The sequence below is a fragment of the Amycolatopsis sp. genome, assembly GCF_025464955.1.
GTDB lineage: Bacteria > Actinomycetota > Actinomycetes > Mycobacteriales > Pseudonocardiaceae > Amycolatopsis.
In genome coordinates this window covers 1-16,099 of record NZ_JAODNM010000122.1, presented here as the reverse complement: position 1 = coordinate 16,099, position 16,099 = coordinate 1, and the positions used below count along the sequence as shown (strand labels likewise).

At 65.5% G+C, this 16,099-nt stretch carries 20 protein-coding genes; 14 read left to right on the top strand and 6 right to left on the bottom strand.

Annotated elements, in window-relative coordinates; genetic code table 11:
* Positions 1–511 precede the first annotated feature (511 nt).
* Entirely contained in the window at positions 512–1,573 is a 1,062-nt protein-coding gene (locus tag JWQ81_RS30005) for a hypothetical protein (RefSeq protein ID WP_297546871.1), read from the top strand.
* Positions 1,574–1,613: 40 nt separating this feature from the next.
* Here the strand turns inward: JWQ81_RS30005 and JWQ81_RS30000 are convergent, their stop codons facing one another.
* Positions 1,614–1,874 carry a hypothetical protein gene (locus tag JWQ81_RS30000; protein WP_297546869.1) on the bottom strand — a complete coding sequence of 87 codons (261 nt, stop codon included), beginning with the start codon at positions 1,872–1,874 and terminating at the stop codon, positions 1,614–1,616.
* Between the two features lie 385 nt (positions 1,875–2,259).
* On the opposite strand from JWQ81_RS30000, the gene JWQ81_RS29995 reads away from it, so the two are divergent.
* On the top strand, positions 2,260–2,907 hold the full coding sequence (locus JWQ81_RS29995) for a hypothetical protein (RefSeq protein WP_297546867.1): 648 nt from the start codon (positions 2,260–2,262) through the stop codon (positions 2,905–2,907).
* A gap of 803 nt (positions 2,908–3,710) precedes the next feature.
* Here JWQ81_RS29995 and JWQ81_RS29990 read toward each other — a convergent pair.
* Positions 3,711–4,865, bottom strand: a complete 1,155-nt coding sequence (locus JWQ81_RS29990) for a hypothetical protein (RefSeq protein WP_297546865.1) — start codon at positions 4,863–4,865, stop codon at positions 3,711–3,713.
* Entirely contained in the window at positions 4,852–5,625 is a 774-nt protein-coding gene (locus JWQ81_RS29985; RefSeq protein WP_297546863.1) for a hypothetical protein, read from the bottom strand. The genes JWQ81_RS29990 and JWQ81_RS29985 overlap by 14 nt, the downstream gene beginning before the upstream one ends.
* 173 nt (positions 5,626–5,798) lie before the next feature.
* On the opposite strand from JWQ81_RS29985, the gene JWQ81_RS29980 reads away from it, so the two are divergent.
* Positions 5,799–6,053 carry a hypothetical protein gene (locus JWQ81_RS29980; protein WP_297546861.1) on the top strand — a complete coding sequence of 85 codons (255 nt, stop codon included), beginning with the start codon at positions 5,799–5,801 and terminating at the stop codon, positions 6,051–6,053.
* Between the two features lie 90 nt (positions 6,054–6,143).
* Here JWQ81_RS29980 and JWQ81_RS29975 read toward each other — a convergent pair whose 3' ends face one another.
* Both JWQ81_RS29975 and JWQ81_RS29970 read right to left on the bottom strand, forming a co-directional pair.
* The gene (locus JWQ81_RS29975; RefSeq protein ID WP_297546858.1) at positions 6,144–6,413 is read right to left on the bottom strand and encodes a hypothetical protein; all 270 of its coding nucleotides are present in this window, start codon (positions 6,411–6,413) and stop codon (positions 6,144–6,146) included.
* Between the two features lie 365 nt (positions 6,414–6,778).
* Positions 6,779–7,498, bottom strand: coding sequence for a TetR/AcrR family transcriptional regulator (locus tag JWQ81_RS29970; RefSeq protein WP_297546857.1), 720 nt, complete (start codon positions 7,496–7,498; stop codon positions 6,779–6,781).
* A 361-nt stretch (positions 7,499–7,859) separates the two neighbouring features.
* Here JWQ81_RS29970 and JWQ81_RS29965 point away from each other — a divergent pair, with 361 nt between their 5' ends.
* The 10 genes from JWQ81_RS29965 (at position 7,860) to JWQ81_RS29920 (ending at position 14,387) form a co-directional block, all read left to right on the top strand.
* Positions 7,860–8,111: an SDR family NAD(P)-dependent oxidoreductase gene (locus JWQ81_RS29965; protein ID WP_297546856.1), complete on the top strand. Its 252-nt coding sequence runs from the start codon at positions 7,860–7,862 to the stop codon at positions 8,109–8,111.
* An 83-nt stretch (positions 8,112–8,194) separates the two neighbouring features.
* Positions 8,195–8,581 carry a nitroreductase/quinone reductase family protein gene (locus JWQ81_RS29960; RefSeq protein WP_297546855.1) on the top strand — a complete coding sequence of 129 codons (387 nt, stop codon included), beginning with the start codon at positions 8,195–8,197 and terminating at the stop codon, positions 8,579–8,581.
* Between the two features lie 298 nt (positions 8,582–8,879).
* Positions 8,880–9,788, top strand: a complete 909-nt coding sequence (locus JWQ81_RS29955) for a haloalkane dehalogenase (RefSeq protein WP_297546854.1) — start codon at positions 8,880–8,882, stop codon at positions 9,786–9,788.
* Between the two features lie 12 nt (positions 9,789–9,800).
* Positions 9,801–10,034, top strand: a complete 234-nt coding sequence (locus tag JWQ81_RS29950; protein WP_297546852.1) for a hypothetical protein — start codon at positions 9,801–9,803, stop codon at positions 10,032–10,034.
* A gap of 11 nt (positions 10,035–10,045) precedes the next feature.
* Positions 10,046–11,011: an SDR family oxidoreductase gene (locus JWQ81_RS29945; protein WP_297546850.1), complete on the top strand. Its 966-nt coding sequence runs from the start codon at positions 10,046–10,048 to the stop codon at positions 11,009–11,011.
* Positions 11,012–11,019: 8 nt separating this feature from the next.
* Positions 11,020–11,946: a TIGR03564 family F420-dependent LLM class oxidoreductase gene (locus tag JWQ81_RS29940; protein ID WP_297546848.1), complete on the top strand. Its 927-nt coding sequence runs from the start codon at positions 11,020–11,022 to the stop codon at positions 11,944–11,946.
* Between the two features lie 405 nt (positions 11,947–12,351).
* Entirely contained in the window at positions 12,352–13,269 is a 918-nt protein-coding gene (locus JWQ81_RS29935) for an SDR family NAD(P)-dependent oxidoreductase (RefSeq protein ID WP_297546846.1), read from the top strand.
* Between the two features lie 46 nt (positions 13,270–13,315).
* On the top strand, positions 13,316–13,519 hold the full coding sequence (locus JWQ81_RS29930) for a hypothetical protein (protein ID WP_297546845.1): 204 nt from the start codon (positions 13,316–13,318) through the stop codon (positions 13,517–13,519).
* Between the two features lie 81 nt (positions 13,520–13,600).
* Positions 13,601–13,741: a hypothetical protein gene (locus JWQ81_RS29925; protein WP_297546843.1), complete on the top strand. Its 141-nt coding sequence runs from the start codon at positions 13,601–13,603 to the stop codon at positions 13,739–13,741.
* 466 nt (positions 13,742–14,207) lie between these two features.
* Positions 14,208–14,387, top strand: a complete 180-nt coding sequence (locus tag JWQ81_RS29920; RefSeq protein ID WP_366942351.1) for a helix-turn-helix transcriptional regulator — start codon at positions 14,208–14,210, stop codon at positions 14,385–14,387.
* On the opposite strand, the gene JWQ81_RS29915 is transcribed toward JWQ81_RS29920, so the two are convergent.
* The gene (locus tag JWQ81_RS29915) at positions 14,346–14,507 is read right to left on the bottom strand and encodes a hypothetical protein (protein ID WP_297546841.1); all 162 of its coding nucleotides are present in this window, start codon (positions 14,505–14,507) and stop codon (positions 14,346–14,348) included. The genes JWQ81_RS29920 and JWQ81_RS29915 overlap by 42 nt on opposite strands.
* 16 nt (positions 14,508–14,523) lie before the next feature.
* Here JWQ81_RS29915 and JWQ81_RS29910 point away from each other — a divergent pair, with 16 nt between their 5' ends.
* Entirely contained in the window at positions 14,524–15,816 is a 1,293-nt protein-coding gene (locus JWQ81_RS29910) for a hypothetical protein (RefSeq protein WP_297546839.1), read from the top strand.
* Positions 15,817–16,099: the final 283 nt, after the last annotated feature.

The following is a 16,099-nucleotide window of genomic DNA, read 5'->3' as shown; positions in this document are numbered from 1 at the left end:
CCGACCAGTCCCGCCAAGGGTTTTCTCGCTTCGTGATCAGTCGAAATGCTGATGGGTCAACGTGGACATCGGTGGGCGCCCGGCTGTAGTTACTGTCTTGATCGAATCGTCACCTACCCGGATGTTCACCTGAACGCGTAATTTGGTGGAATTTTTTCTTTTGGCTCCGTGGTGGCCGCCAAACTGCTGGTACGGCCCCACTTCGGGGTGGCGGTGATCAGCGGTTCGAGTTCAGGTCTAGTCGGCAGCAATCCGTCGCCAATTACTCTAGGAAGCCTGTCTCCCCGGAAGTGATACAGAGGCAATTTTCGCACCAGTATGATGTTTGGTTGCGTTTTGCTCTCGGTCGGCGGAGATGTGTAACACCCTCTTGGGCGCCTACGTTTACACACGTATCACCCTACGCGGAACGGGGATTTTTGACGCAGCCGGACTCGACCACGATTAGCACTGCCGCCCGTCAAGTCGTGGATCTCGTCGCCGAATCCGAGGGGGGTATGACGGCGCGCAGATGGCGGATGTGGCCAAGAGGAGGTTCCCCTGGCTTCATCAACGGCGGTTCCAGGCGCTGATCGAGCAGGCGGTGCGGGCCGGTGCTCTAGCAGTGATCGGCGGTGTGTTCAGGACTTCGGCTCTTCTGGATGTTGCACGGCAAATACCCGCTATGGCAACGGACGCCGAAGCGCCGGTGCGTGCAGTGGTTGTCGATGTGGAGTCCGTTGTCTGCACAATGGCGGCTGATCCTTACCTCGAGAAGCGGATCTTCCAGATCGGCGCGGTCAGGATGGGTACTGACAGTGACTGGATCGCGGCTGAGCCCATCTTCGACCGGTTCGTCCGGCTACCCGATGCCTTGTGGGAAATTCGGAGCGAGCGGGTGCAGGCGATGCATGCGAGCGGCGCAGTTCCGCCAGTAGAGGCTCTCATGGCCCTGCAGTCGTTTTGCGCCAGTGCGGACATGATTGTTACTTACAACGGGACCGAGGCGGATTTCCCCCTCCTGGCCGAAGCATACGAACGAGAAAGCCTGCCAGCACCTGACTCGGCTCCGGTGGACGCTTACTACCTGGCATTGGCGATGTGGCAGACCGCGCGAACACATCAGCTCGGGCCGTTGGCCGACGCTGTCGGAGTCGATCGCGCCAGGCTGAACTGGCACGATGAGCAGCCAGGCGGGGCCCTTGAACACCAGTCCAGCGCCGAAGATGAGCACGGCCACGATGAGATACACGATGACGATGACCATTGCGGTTCCCTCGTTCGTTCACCTTGTCGCTGTGTTCAGGGGTCTGCCGGCGCTACTGTTGTCCGCTCGTGGACACGAGGAAAACACGTAGTGTCGAACATCCCGACCGACCCCGCCGAGCGTGAACTATTCGGAATCCGCAGCATCGTCCGTGACGTGCTGCGCGAGGAGCTTGCCGAGGTGCAGGGTCTGCCGGGCACGGACCTCGACCACATCGTGAACTCGATCGTCGAAGGCCTGGTCGCAGCTGACCTGCTGAAGCTCAAGCACGGTCCCGACCCGCACGCGCACGTGAACATGTCGCAGAGGCCGAAGCCGGTGCTGTAACTACCTGGCCAGAGGCGCCCGAGCCAGCTGAGCGAGTCACCTACTTGAGCAGCTCGTCGAGCGCGCCGTCTCGTGTCCGGCGCCACCGGACGCCAGCAGTATCCCGAAACTCCAGCGATACGCCGGCGAGGCTGTAATTGCCACCATTTCCCCATTCCCGCGAAAGCTGAACTTCCTCCTTCGGCTTGAGGGCCACCAGCTCGTCGGTGTCTTTGCCACCTTGAGACCAGGGCGCCGTCCCGTTGTGCCACCGCACCAGGACATCGAAGACTGGCTGATCACTCGTGTTGAACGCTCGCACGAGGAACCCGACGAAGCCGTGGGCGTTCGGCCGTTCGTCACTAGCAGGTATACCTTCGAGGCCTGCTCTCGGCGCCGCAGCTCGGCGTCCCTGTGCCGCTCTGCTCGGCTCGCGACTCCATTCGGCCTGTGCCTGCTCCAGGTACACCGGCTGGATTTCACGAAGCTGAGACTGTTTGCCGAACGCTTTCGCCGCGACACCGGCAGCTGTTAGCGAACCGGCTACCGCTACTCATGTTGGGACACTGCCCCAGTCGACCGCCATGACTCGGAAGCCTAACTTGTCCGAAGACCGGCTACCGGCAGGCTGAGTCGACGAGCGACTGCCCAGCGCCTAGCAAGGGGGTTCTACCGCGTCAGCGGTCGGCATCGGCTTGGATGTGCCGATGGACTTCTCCTCGCTGGGCGACATCACCAGGGTGACTGGCGAGGTAGCCACCGGCCTGAAAGCGACTCGGACCTTGTTCGCAGCGATCCCAGCTGGTCAGAAGGACAAAGGTGCTGCAACGGCGGCCCGCAAGGAAGCGTACTCCGGGTTCCTGGCCGCGACGGGCGACTTGTCCACGTGGGTGACGCATCTGGGCGTGTTGTCATTGGCGATGCAGCAGCGCCAGCCGTTCGCTTGGCGCCACATGTCCACGCTACTCGGGTCGCTTTCGGATCTTCGTTCATCGCAGGCTGCGTACTTTGCCGCATTGTCGGAGGTCAGGGTGATGGGCGCCTCGGTTCCGCGCGCCGCTGCAGAAGAGGTGACGGCCGTGTTGAGTGAACTGTTCAGCTCGCTGCCCGTGGGTGATACACCGGCCGAGCGGGAGGCGCGGACTTCGGAGGCTGCTCTGTGGCAGGCCCGTCTCGGCGAGGCGATTAAGGACTTTGTCTTGGCAGTGCGTGTCGACATCGGTACCGCAACCAAGCCGCGCCGCAGGTTCTGGCTGGTGGGTGCTCGCCCCAAAGTGATCGAGGAGTGGCCGGGCGGTTGGCCGGGAAAGACGGTCACGTTGGCGATCGAGGACCGGCCAGACACCAGCGACTGACCTGTAGCAAATACGCAAGGAAGGACAGAGCCGATGCCCGTGCTGGTGGTGCTGCTGACGAATGTGTCCGCATTGGGAATATGGCGCCTCGTGCGCCGCTTAAGCTCTCGTCCAGCGGAAATCCATTCCCTGATGGCAGCCATCTCGGTGGTCGGCTCGGTCGATCTCGCGGTCCTTGTGCTGTGGGGATGGATCGAGAACAAGCAGGCCGATTGGTGGGCTGCATGGGGACGGTGGGTCGGCGGAGTTGGCTCGCTGGCTGCTGCCATCACCGCGGTCTGGATCGCGCAGCGAGGATGGTGGCTGGCCACGATTGAGCGCCGAGAGGATCTAGCTTCACGCTTCTCGATCTGGGTTATCGATGGACGCGATGCGATGCCGACGGCAAAGTTTATCAATGCGACCCAGCTCCCTGTGTACGACGTCAAAGTGGAGTCTCGAGGACAAGGCATAGTGGGCAGCTGTACAACACTTATGGGTGCACTCTCGCCGACCAGCGAGCCGCCTAGATCTACGCGATCTGTCGCGGATACTGGAGGAGCTAGTCACATTAACGAGCATGCGGACAGTCTGTGGCCGGTGTACGCGAGCTGCAGTCTGTGTGAAAGCCACACCGGAAACGCAGAACTCGGTTGTGCCTCTTCGCAGTTCACTGATCACCGCATCGACCCGACGAACGGCTGTCGAGCGGCCACGAACGCCACCTTACCTCGACGTGATCACGCAGCAGGTCACGGCGAGTGCGGGGTCAAGCGGCGTGGCTTCTCAACGCCTGTTCGACTGTGCGTAAATCGCAAGAGGCCTCAGCAGCCAATCTCCATGGCGGTCGGCGCGTGGCCGGAAACACCAACTCCGTTGACAAAGGTAACGGTGGCTTGCCCGGACGCGTATTGGGCGGGAGCTGCTGTGTCGAGGCTGAAGGCGATGGCGCCACCGGGGCCGTCGACGACCACGCCGTTGGTGCCTTGTCCGAAGTCGAGGTTCAGGTACTCGTGGATTTGGTAGCCCCGGAACGCGGTGCGGAGCTGGGCGAGGGTGGACCCGGCGTGGATACCACCGATCTCGGTGGAGAGCTTCGTCCCGGAAGCGCCGGCTCGGATAGCCAGCACGCGCCCGTTCGGCTCGACGCTGTAAGTCAGCGGTTGGCCGGCCTTCTCGTAGCTGACGCACGCGGGGTTGGTGTCGTCGTAGAGGTTGCCGTGGTCGGTGTAGCCGCGGGCACGCAGGTCCGCTGGCGTGGTGGCGAGGTTTAGGTCGCCGATCCCGTCGAAGCGGACCGTGCCGCTGCTGCGGCGCTGGACGGTTGCCAGGGGTTTCTGCTGCTTGATCCCGCCGACCTGCTCGGCAAGAGTGTTGGCTAGCGGGTAGAGAATCGTTTCCACTGTTTCCGGTAGGACCTTGACGGTGTCGAGGAGTTCGATCAAGGTGCCTTGCAGGTTGAGCTGTTTGAGCAGGTCGCTCAGGCAGGCGTGGACGACATCCGCGGTCGCGCGGATGCCGGGCCCGGTGAATAGGTCGGCCGGTGCGGTGGTGTGGGCCTGTTTGACGATGCAGTCGATCAGGCTGAACGCCTGCCCGACCCACGCCGAGGGTTTCCCGGCCTCGCCTTTGGCGACGGTTCCCTTGATCGCTGCCTCGGCTGCCGTCTTGATCGCGGGTTTGAGGGTGGCTTGTTCGGGGGCGATGACCATGAGAAACGCCAGTGCCATGTCGAAGCCGACCGCGTCGCTGTCGATGTCCATCGTTGTGGTCGCTGTCTTCTCGAGCTCGGGCGTGGCGGTCACCGTTCCGAGGGCTGCGCCGCTGAGCACGGCTCGGTTGTGCAATGCCCAGTAGGCGTTGCGGACGAGGTTGACGAGGTCGTCGCCGTTGTTCCAGACGTCGCTGAGCCTCAGTGCGAGGCCGGCGGGCAGTTTGTCCAGGCGCAGCGGGAAAGCGTAGCCGTTACGCAGCCGCACGGTCGTGTCGTGGCCGGTCCCGGTCTGTGCGCAGCCGGTTGAGCAGGCTCTTCGTGGTGACGGTGAATTCGGTGGCGGCCGGTTTGCAGGCGAGGTCGGGTGCAATACCGAAGAGGTCATTCACGAGCGTGTGGGTGAGCTCCGTGAGTAGCTGAGCAGCCCACTTCGCGAAGCTGACGCTGCTGTCGATGATGGTGTGAATGGCCTTGCCGGCCACGTTGACCAGGGCCTTCGCCTGGTTGAGCACGACGGGGCTGAAGAGGGAGAAGTGCGGGGCGATACCGCTGACGGTGTGCCGGGCTGGGTTGGCCTTGGCGCCGAGGATCGGGATCCAGCTGTCGAGTTCGCGGTCGAAGACGGCGAGGCCGACCTGGTCCGCGGTGAGCCCGGCCGGGACCAAGGCCGGGTCGTAGGTGAGAGTCACGGTCGAGCGGCCGGGCGTGAGCGACCCGTTCGTAACCTGGAGGTCCACCGGCGTGCCCGCGGCCGTGGCCCCGCGCAGGGTGGCGTTCAGCCCCGGTGTCTCGGCCGGAGCAGGGAGGAAACCGACCGTCGTGCCCGGGGTCATAGCCCCCGGTGGGATATCGATCCAGGATGCCCCGTCCGGTGAGGTGAACGCCGGTCCTTGCGCGGACGGTTCCACTGCGGTTGCAGGTGAATCGTCGCGCGCGAGAGCGCGGATCCCGAACCACGCGCCCACCGCGACGACGACGAGCGCGCTCACCGAGAGGAGCATGGTGCGCTTCGCCGGACGACCCATGAGAAACCTTCCGCGCTGGCGTGGTGCGTGCTTGTTCCCGGTCGGCGAGGAACATCATTGCGTTACGACGTCCCCCGGAATCCAGCGGCGCCGTAACGCACGCGGCAGCCAAGGAGGCTCTGGGAGAGATCGGGCGGCGTCTGCAGTCCGCGCCGGAGGGCGGAGGAGGACCGGTGGTGGCACCACCGAAACCCACGCGCCGTCGCCGCCTTGTGGTGGTGCTGGTGCTCGTCGTGGCGCTGGTAGCCGGGGGAGTGACGGCTTGGCTGCTCAGCGGCGGCCTGCTGCCAGGCAGTTCGACCGCGACCGCGGGCGAGGTGTTCCGCGACCTCGGCAGCGGGGTGAGTGTCGCTGACGGCGCGCCGACAACTTTGAAAGCGGCCTCCGACGACCATGTCGCGAAGCCACCATTCTTGGAAACCGAATAGCTGGGCAGGATCGTGCACATCACCCCGGATGGGGATCTTCCTCAGTGCCGGCGGCAGCACGACGTTCGCCGCGATTGACCAGACTCGGACTTAGCCTCGCCCGTTGTTACCGTCGCCGTTGATGGAGGTGGCCGAGCAGTCGATCGAATTCGCGGCCGGAACAAGGGAGCCCAGCACCGCCGTAGCATCGCCACACCCGCTGGACAGCACGACCGCGACGTTGTCCCCCGCGACGGTGCCGGCGACATTCAGGCCGTCAGGTAGATCGGTAGCCGGGGCCGACATCGCGGGCGACGCGAAAGCCGCCAGCGCACCGGCGGCGATCAACGGGGCCGCGAGAGCAGCGCGAATGCCTTTCACGAAACAGGCTCCTTTCGAGATCAGACACTGGTCACCGTGAGCTTTCCGTGTCCGGATCCAGTGCGCTACTGCACGATTGGCTGGTTCACCCGAGAACGCCCGGGCGGCGCCGGGCGGGCGGGTCGGCACACGTGCCAGGCAAATTAGCAACTTCATGTAGACATGAGTCATCGACCGCGAGCGCCGCCCCGGTGAGTCCGTTCGCGCTGATGATCGCCGGACAGCGCCAGGCGGCGCGTGCTACTCCGATGGACCGGAAGCGTGCGAACCCCACCCTTCCGGTCCAGCGCGACTACGCGCTGGTGGCATGCTTGCGGCCTTCCTTCCCGGGAAAGCCGAGTGACCGGCCATCTGTCCAGCCACTATCAGACACGGCGTTGCGGTTGTTCCCGGGAATACGCGACCGATTTCGACATGTCGCCGACGTTCGATGGTGAGGATGACTTCGTACTCGGTTGCGGCGGTTGTGGCTGGTTTGGGCAGCGCTGGGCGAGCGCGAGCAGCGTGTCGAGAGTGGCTTGCAAGGGACGGGTGTTGCGCTGGACTTGTGCGAGCAGCAATCCGCCTTGAAGGGCGGCGAGAAGGGTGACGGCGAGGTCGTCGGGGTTGATGTCGGGCGCGAGATGCCCGCTGATGTGCAGTGTGCGTAGTCCGTCGCGGATGGCGGTTGACCATCGTCCGAAACCGGCTGCGGTACGGGCGCGAGCGTCGGGATCGCTTTCCGCGAGTTGACTGCCGAGGGAACCAAGGGGGCAGCCGCCTTTACCGCCGGTGTGTTCGGCCTGGGTCAGCACAAGTTCGCGCCAGGCCCTGAGTCCGTCGACGGTGCCCAGCTCGGCATGTTCTGTGGCGGCGACCAGCGTGTCGGCTTGGCGGTCGATGACCGCCTGGACCAGCGCCTCCTTGTTCGCGAAGTAGTGATAGAGCTGTGAGCTGCTGACTGCGGCCGCAGTTTTGACGTCTTCGAGGGTGGTCGCAGTGACGCCGCGCTCATAAATCAACTCGGCGGCTGCATCGACGATGCGGACACGGGTCCGCAGCCCTTTGGGTGTCAGCGTTTCCTTCTGTCGCGCGAGGCTGGCCATGCTTCCAATCTAGCATCTGTTTTGGAGTTGACAATCCATTTTTTCCCCGCCAGAGTGGCTTGCATGATCCAATCTAGTGTCAGTGGGCCGCTCCACTGCTTCGCTCAGAGGGTCTCCAATCGCCGAGCGGTGTTCACCAAAGAGGAGGGGCAACAACCCGTATCCGATACGCCTGTCTGGCTGTGCCATCTGAGGTGAACCAGCCGTTAGGGACACGAGGTCCTGAACGAACGCAGCACCAAGACGCGCCTGATCGAGTCGTACACAGCTGCAGTTGAACGACGTTTGGGCTGTCCGCCGTGAGCACCACCGCCAACGCCGCCCAAAACAGAATCCGCAGGCCGGGTAGAAGGAGTACACCATGGAGCTTGACGGCGAGACCGTCTTGGTTACCGGTGCGACGTCCGGTATCGGACGAGACACCGCCAGGGCGCTCGCGGAGCGTGGCGCCCATGTCATCATCACCGGTGGGCGAAAAGCTAATGCGCCCAGCGTAGAAACTGCAGCACCACTCCAAGGAGGCAGCCTCGTCGGGGACCGCAGTCATGCGTCCGCAGGCAAACTGATTGGCTGGCCATCAAGCACGATTCCGAGTTCCGGAAGGATCGGGTAATGCGGCGCGGCGCTGTGAGCGCGTTTCAGAGGTGGCAGTTCCGCGACGGGCGTCCGGGTTTGTCGGCACGCACGCTAGGCCGCTTGCTCGGCATCGCGTTTGCGTCGGGCATCGGACCAAGTCAAGCTGCAACACTCGTGGTTCGGGGCCGCAAGACCGGCAGGGAGATCTCGTTTCCCATAGTTATCGTCGCCTACGAGGGTGACCGCTATCTGGTGGGCATGCTGGGTGACAAGACGAACTGGGTGCGCAACATGCGCGCCGACAATCGCGCTGTTCTGGTGCGAAGGAAGCGCGAGAACGTGTCGCTGGAGGAATTCTTCGGTAAGCGCGCCGCGATCTTGCGTCGATATCTCGAGCTCGCGGCCGGCGCACGCCCGTTCTTTCCGATCGACCGCCGAGCACCACTCGGCGACTTTGAGCGGATCGTTGACGAGTATCCAGTATTTCGAGTCTCCCCAGCTTCCTGAGGCGTCGTGCCCTTTATTCAGAGGGCCAATCCGCCTTCTTGGTGGATCCCCTGACCAAACGCAGAATCTCAATGAAGATAACCGGCCGGATGCTCGGTCGCGCCGCAAAGAATATGACCGCACGGCAGTCCAGTATCCAAGTCCGCTGACGCACACCACATCGCTCAAGTCACTGGAGGTGGAATCGTCGTGTGTCGTCGTGCACACCGGCAGCGACAGGGGGTGTCGTGGGCTGCCGCCGCCAAACATGGCCTGACCCGCCGACGCCGAACCTGACGAAACAACAAGGAGCCACCTGATGGTAGGGGCAAAGCCATACGGCCAGCTGCGATACCACAACGTCAACGGCACGCGGATGGCCTACGTCGACGAGGGCGCCGGCGACGCCATCGTCTTTCAGCACGGCAACCCGACGTCGTCGTATCTGTGGCGCAACGTGATGCCACACTTGGCAGGGCTGGGTCGGCTGGTGGCGTGCGATCTGATCGGAATGGGAAGATCGGACAAGCTGCAAACGTCGGGTCCTGGCCGCTACCATTATGCCGAACAGCGCGACTACCTGTTCGCGCTGTGGGACGCGTTGGATCTCGGCGACAACGTGACACTGGTACTGCAGGACTGGGGTTCTGCGCTGGGCTTCGACTGGGCTAATCGGCACCGTGACGGGGTGTGGGGCATCGCGTTCATGGAAGCCATAGTCACCCCGAGGACGTGGTCGGAGTTCCCCAGCGACTTCACAGAAGTGTTGCAGAGCATTCGCTCCACGGAGGGCGAACGGATGGTGCTGGAGCAGAACCTGTTCGTCGATGTTCTGTTGCCCGCGGGAGTACAGCGCAGGCTCAGCGACGAAGAGATGGGCCACTACCGAGCGCCGTTCATCAACCCCGGTGAAGACCGCCGCCCCACGTTGTCGTGGCCGCGCAACATTCCGATCGACGGCGAGCCGGCCGACGTCGTCGCGGTGGTCAATGACTACAGCAGCTGGTTGGCCGAAAGCGATGTTCCCAAGCTCTTCATCAATGCCGAACCGGGCTTCGTCGCGCGCGGCCCTATCCGCGAGCTCATCCGTACCTGGCCCAATCTGACCGAGACCACTGTCAGCGGAATCCAATACACACAAGAAGACAGCCCCGACCAGATCGGCACCGCCGTCGCAGAGTTCGTGCGGAAGATTCCCAGCTTCCCGATAGACACACGATTCCTGTGACGCAGTGACGTGATGATCAGTCGACCGATCGCCGACAGTACGTGCACGCTGGCCAGCGAGGTCCGCGAGATCGTCGCCGACGCGCTCTCCCGGCCAGGTCGCAAGGTCACCTACTGCGGTGTAGGGATCGCGGCGACCAGCGACGCGCTCGCGTTGACCTTGCTGGGCGAGTCCGACGTGGTGCTCGACGACGGCTCGCTACACGAGTGGACCAGCAACCCCGAACTCCCCCTGGAAGTAGGTTGATCGCAGTGGGTATGCGCGTTTTCGTCACGGGCGCGACTGGCTGGATCGGTTCCGCCCTCATTCCCGAACTCCTCGGCGCGGGCCACGAGGTCACCGGCCTCGCCCGCTCAGACGCCTCCGCCGCTGCCCTCACCAACGCCGGTGCCCGGGTACATCGCGGTGATCTTGACGATCTCGACGGGCTGCGCAGCGCGGCCGGAGCGTCGGACGGCGTGATCCACCTCGCCTTCAACGTCGCCCTCGCACGCACCGGAGACTTCCAGGGCGCGGTCGAGGCCGACCGGCGCGCCATCGAGGCGCTGGGCGAGTCCCTCACCGGTTCAGACCCGCCATTGGTCATGGCATCGGTGACACTCGTGCTGGAACCAGGGCGGGTGGGAACCGAACGCGACGCGCCGAGTCTCGACGCGGCCGACGTCGGCGGGCCGCGGGCCCGCTTGGCCCCGGAGCAGGTCGCGCTCTCGTTCGCTTCGCTCGGCGTCCGCTCGTCGGCTGTGCGCCTTCCTCCGACGGTCTATGGCGACGGGGATCATGGATTCCTCGCGAACCAGATCGCCATCGCCCGGGCCAAGGGAGTCTCCGGCTTCATCGGCGACGGCTCGAACCGCTGGTCGGCTGTACACCGTCTCGATGCGGCACGCCTGTTTCGCCTGGCTCTGGAGAACGCCCCGGCGGGATCGCGTCTGCACGCGGTCACGGACGAGGGCGTGCCGACTCATACCATCGCCGAGGTGATCGGGCGACACCTCGAGGTCCCGGTGGTTTCCATCCCTGCCGAGGACGCGCTCGCACACTTCGGTCCGCTGGCCGGCTTCCTGGCGGCCGACACCCCGGCCTCGAGTGCGTTGACCCGCGACCTGCTCGGCTGGCAGCCGACCCATCCCGGGCTCATCGACGACCTTGGTGAAGGCCACTACTTCCACAGCCGGCCCGCACAGTCACCCGAACCCGAGGACAACCACGGAGAAACACTATGAAATTTGGCGTGACGCTTTCCTCCCTCGCCGCAACCCCGAAGTCCACCAACCTCGTCGACCGCGCCATCGAGCTCGCCTCCCAGGCCGAGCGGCTCGGTCTCGACTCGGTGTGGTTCCCACAACTACTCAGCTACGACGCGATCGCGGTGGCCTCGGCGGTGGGCCGGGCCGTCGCTCGGATCTCCGTCGGCACCGCGGTAGTTCCGATCTACCCACGGCATCCGCTGCTCCTCGCATCCGCGGCCAAGACCGCCCAAGCGGCCACCGGCGGCCGGTTTCAGCTGGGCATCGGGTTGGGCGCCAAGGATGTGCTTGAGCCTGCCTACGGCCTGCCCTATCCGCCACCGATCACCCACCTGCGCGAGTATCTCAGCGCGCTAAGGCCGCTGCTTGAAGGCGCGACCACCGGCTTCAGCGGCACCACGGTAACTTCGCACCCGTTCCTCCCCACAGCGGTGCCGGGCGCCGAACAGGCCATTCCGGTGCTGGTGGCCGCGATGGGACCACAGGCACTGCGAATCACCGGCGAACTCGCCGACGGCACCCTGCCGTTCCTGGCCGGTCCCAGAGCGCTGGAGCAGCACATCGTCCCCGCGCTCACGAAGGCCGCCGCCGACGCGAACCGCCCGGCACCCCGGATCATCGTCACGGTACCCGCGGTGGTCACCGACAATGTGGAGCAGGTGATCGCCTCGGCGACCGACCAACTGGCCTTCTACGAGACGATCCCCTCCCACCAGCGGGTGTTCAATTGGGAAGGGGTGGACAGAGCCGCGGAGCTGGTTGTAGCGGGCGACGAGGATACGGTGGCCGCCGGGCTACGCCGCTACTTCGATGCCGGCGCCACCGAGATCGCGCTGTACCACACCGACCTGGCGGGGGACGCGGACCGGCTACGCACCTGGCGCCTCGCCGGAGAACTGACCGGCCGATGACGAGTGCTCCTCTCCGGCCGCGTAGACGAGGACAGCATGTCCGGGCTCAGCCATTGCTGGGGGTGAGCCCTTGGTTGTGGACACCTCGATAGGTGGACCCTGAGGGGATCCTCGGCGAACAGGTACACAAGAGGACGCCGGTCCCGTTGCTCCCCGGAGTTCCGGACTGACGCGGTGGCGTCGGTGCGCGACTCGACGACGCCGCGCACGGCCACCGAGGCGCTGCGCTCCTGCTCAGGGCGGCGGTGAACGGCTCGTTCCCCTGCCAGACCGGCGCGCTCGGCCCGGCCCGACAGACCGCGGCGCGACCGGACGACGACGCGGCCCCCACGGTCCGACAGCAGTAGGCCTCAGATCATAGATTCACCGCCCTGGCCGGTTCCCGGCCTGGCACTTGGAGGAATTGTGAACGACAAATGGACCGCCAAAGACGTCCCCGGGCAGTCCGGCCGTGTGGCTGTGGTCACCGGAGCCAACACCGGCATCGGATTCGAGACCGCCCGAATCCTCGCTGCGCGCGGCGCGAGGGTGGTGTTGGCGGTGCGAGACACGGACAAGGGCAAGCAGGCGGCCGCCCGGATCGCCGATGCCGCTCCCGGGGTGGATGTCACGGTGCAGGGCCTCGATCTGGCCTCGCTCGATTCCGTTCGCGCCGCGGCGGAAGAGCTGCGGGCCAGGTACCCCGGGATAGACCTGCTGATCAACAACGCCGGGGTGATGTTCACGCCCAAGACCACCACTCGCGACGGCTTCGAACTGCAGTTGGGCACCAACCATCTCGGCCACTTCGCGCTGACCGGGCTGCTGCTGGAGCGGATGCTGCCGGTCGCCGGCTCTCGGGTGGTGACGGTCAGTAGCATCAACCACCGTATCCAGGCCGAAGTCGATCTCGAGGACCTGCACTGGGAACGGCGGAGCTACAGCCGGACGGGCGCCTACGGCCAGTCGAAGCTGGCGAACCTGCTGTTCACCTATGAGCTCCAACGTCGGCTCGCCGACAGGGGCTCGACCGTCGCCGTCGCCGCCCACCCGGGCATCGCGAACACAGATCTGATGCGCAACTCGCCTCCGGCCGTGCGCGCGGTTGCCGCCGTGATCAGCCCACTGGTTTTGCAGAGCCCGGACCGCGGCGCACTGCCCACGCTGCGCGCCGCGACCGACCCGGGCGTGGGCGGGGGTGAGTACTACGGCCCGGCTGGGTTCCGGGAGGCCCGAGGCCACCCGGTGCGGGTGGAGTCCAGCGAGAAGTCCCACGACGCAGCCCTCCAGCGCAGCTTGTGGGCTGCGTCGGAGGAGCTGACCGGAGTGTCGTTCCCGGTCTGACCGTCCGACGCCACATCAGACAGGCGACAAGCGCAGCTCGCCGCACTTGGCGCCGAGGTCGGCCTGCGGGCCGCAGGCGGTCGCCGGTTCGCCGGCGTGCGGCGAGGAAGATGATGGCGTCGTCGGGTTCAACGGGTTCGATCTCCACCACTACGGTTGCCTGGGCCAGGACGGCTCCGCCATCCTGGACCGCTTTTTTGTACTGGCGGGTGACCTCGTCAGCGACCGCGGCGAGGTCAGGGCGGTCTGAGCGCCGGAGGACCTCGGCGAGCTGAGCCAGGGAATCTTCGGGTGAAGTCGATCTCAGGATCTGTATCCCGGCGGCGGGGCCATGAGTTTCGCTCAAGGTCTCCATGAGTTCGAATGCCCGCCAGTGCAGGTCCCCCTGCACGACCGGGCGGTCGTCCGGCACTTCCGGCATCGGTTCGTCGAGGTCCCCGATGACGTCGCCGGGCTCGGCCAGGCCTTCTAGCGCGGTACCTCGGGTTGCCCTGATCAGGTGTGTGAGCAGCGCAGACGCCAGCTCCGGGACCTCGGAGAAGCGCTGCGCGACCGCGATGGCCTCCTCAGCGATGTGGTCGTCCCACGGGATGTGGAACATCGCGTGTGCCACATTCGCGCTTCCTGCTCGGACCGGATAGGGGGGCGGTGCCGGCTGATGGTCGCTGCCGCGCGACTCTCCCCCGCGTTGTCCAATTGAGCCTGGACGAGGCCCCAGACGATCCAGACTGGTGGCGGCGTTCGGTAGTTGATGGCTGCCGCGATGATCGCTTCGACCTTGGCTCGCTGCCTAGCGCTACTCGCGATGTCTGCCAGTCGGCCGGCAATCTCCAGTCGCGCGGATGGCCGGTCATCGCTGTGGAGCGCTTCCCGCAGGGCTTCTTCCGCTCGGGCGTCCCAGGTCCGGCCGGAAGCCGGCTTGGCCGCACTGAACGAGGCTGAACGAGGCTGAACGACGAGTCGCACATCTGGTCGGGGATGGGCACAGCAATAAGTCGGCCGCTGCGGAGCTGTTCCTGTCACCGAACACCGTCGCGACCCACCTGCACGCGGTTTACCGGAAGACCGTTGTCACATCACGTCTTCAGCTGGCGAAGCTCGTCGCCGAGCACAGCTGAGCCGTCGCCGCGTCCGTCCCCGGGGTCGGCGCCAGGCAGGGGCCGCCGCTGCCGAAGTTGCGGGCCGCGTGGCCAGTTGCGCCCGCTGCCCTGCCTGCTCAGGCGATTCGTAGCGCGCATGGTCACTCTTGGGCCGGTGGCCGACCCCAGCCGAACGCAACAATACCGGTCCTGCTGCCGCTGTCATCCTGGAACCCGCAGCGCGAGCACCTGCACACCTGGCTGCGGCCGGGTCCCGGTCGGGGTTCTGGCGGCGGCCAGCGGGCGGACCTACACCTCGGTCCTGGTCAAGCGGGCCGCGGGAATGCTTGTCGCTGTCGCGGCGAACGACGACGAACACCACGCCGAGCTCGAGGTCGCGTTCGCGGCAACGGGGCGTCCCGTCGTCGTCGATCTCTCGACGTTGCTCGTGCTGTCCCGCTTGAGCAGCGCCGACGTCGTCTTTGGACAGGTTTCCGAGCTGCTCCTGGCCCGCGCGGCCCAGGACGACGTCCGGCGAGCAGTCCTCGAAGTTCATAACCAGGGTGGGAGCCCTGGCGTGCTGGGCTCTGACGCGACGTCCGGAGAACTCACCTTTTACCAGCAGACCGAGGAGCAGCAACACTTCGTGCGAGAACGCACGGCGGCCATCGAGGCCTTCGCCCGACGCTGCGAAGTGCGGGACGTTGAACCCTCCGCAACACTCGGCGACATTGGCGACCAGATTCGCGCCGCTCCCTGGGCCGCAGCGATCGAGCTGGCAGCCCAGGAAGGATTGCCACTGTGGTGCGATGACCTGGCTATGCGCCGGTTCACCAGCGAGGCCGGCGTCGAGGGCTTCTCCACGATGGCGATGACCGATGCCCTCTACGAGGCCCGAAGTGAGTCGGCGGGGTCCGCAGAAGCGATCGATGACGTTGTCCATGCTGCCGCGAAGACGGTCAGCGAACTGCTCGCCGAGTACATGGTCGATGTCCCTGTCACGACTGAGCAGCTCATCGACCAAGCCCGTGCGGACAGCTGGGTCCCGGCTGCGGCCGCGCTCGCCGTTTCTCGCTCCGCCTGGTGGACCGGGCAACCCGACCCGGTCCACCAACTCATGCAGCTGCTGTACCCAGCGATCCGCGACGGCGACCCGAACCAGCTGCCGGGCTGGCAACACGCAGCAATGTTCGGAGCAGTCAGGCCTGTGGCGCTCCCAGCTGAGCGGTGCCAAGTTCTAGCGAATCTGGCACTGCTCGGCTGGGAGTCTGAGCCAGCGTTCCATGACCTCGCCGACGGCCTCCGCACCGCCCGGCGCATCGCCGCCACCCTGAACGGAGTCGGCGATCCCGTTCACGCATTGCCGACCGCGCTGGTCGCGCTCGGCGACTCCGGGATCGTGCGGTCGGAACAGCTCGTGGAGGCACTCCGCGCCGAACTAGGGGAGTGGGACCGGACCTCAACCTGAGGCTCGGGCTCTCCCGGCTGACACTGCGGTGGAAGCCGCTAACCGATCGTGGCTACGACACCGGCGCCTGCATCGCGCGGGTGCGGCGCCGGCCACCAGGCGCAACACGGGCTTAGTATGGGGCCGCCGTCTGGCTTGCGGTCGGCTTGCGCGAACCCCTGCGTGTCAGGGTGAGTTGAGTCCACTGGTTCACAGCAACCCGGCCTGATGCAGGGCGAGATACGGATCGACTGAGATGACCCGCACGAGCATGTCCTCGCTGGTCGAGGGCGATAATGTGCAG

Excerpts from the sequence above, each read along its gene's own strand:
- JWQ81_RS30005 (WP_297546871.1), top strand. The coding sequence starts at position 512 with ATGGCGGATGTGGCCAAGAGGAGGTTCCCCTGGCTTCATCAACGGCGG.
- JWQ81_RS29995 (WP_297546867.1), top strand. The coding sequence starts at position 2,260 with ATGGACTTCTCCTCGCTGGGCGACATCACCAGGGTGACTGGCGAGGTA.
- JWQ81_RS29985 (WP_297546863.1), bottom strand. The coding sequence starts at position 5,625 with ATGGGTCGTCCGGCGAAGCGCACCATGCTCCTCTCGGTGAGCGCGCTC.
- JWQ81_RS29970 (WP_297546857.1), bottom strand. The coding sequence starts at position 7,498 with ATGGCCAGCCTCGCGCGACAGAAGGAAACGCTGACACCCAAAGGGCTG.
- JWQ81_RS29965 (WP_297546856.1), top strand. The coding sequence starts at position 7,860 with ATGGAGCTTGACGGCGAGACCGTCTTGGTTACCGGTGCGACGTCCGGT.
- JWQ81_RS29955 (WP_297546854.1), top strand. The coding sequence starts at position 8,880 with ATGGTAGGGGCAAAGCCATACGGCCAGCTGCGATACCACAACGTCAAC.
- JWQ81_RS29950 (WP_297546852.1), top strand. The coding sequence starts at position 9,801 with ATGATCAGTCGACCGATCGCCGACAGTACGTGCACGCTGGCCAGCGAG.
- JWQ81_RS29945 (WP_297546850.1), top strand. The coding sequence starts at position 10,046 with ATGCGCGTTTTCGTCACGGGCGCGACTGGCTGGATCGGTTCCGCCCTC.
- JWQ81_RS29925 (WP_297546843.1), top strand. The coding sequence starts at position 13,601 with ATGAGTTTCGCTCAAGGTCTCCATGAGTTCGAATGCCCGCCAGTGCAG.
- JWQ81_RS29915 (WP_297546841.1), bottom strand. The coding sequence starts at position 14,507 with ATGCGCGCTACGAATCGCCTGAGCAGGCAGGGCAGCGGGCGCAACTGG.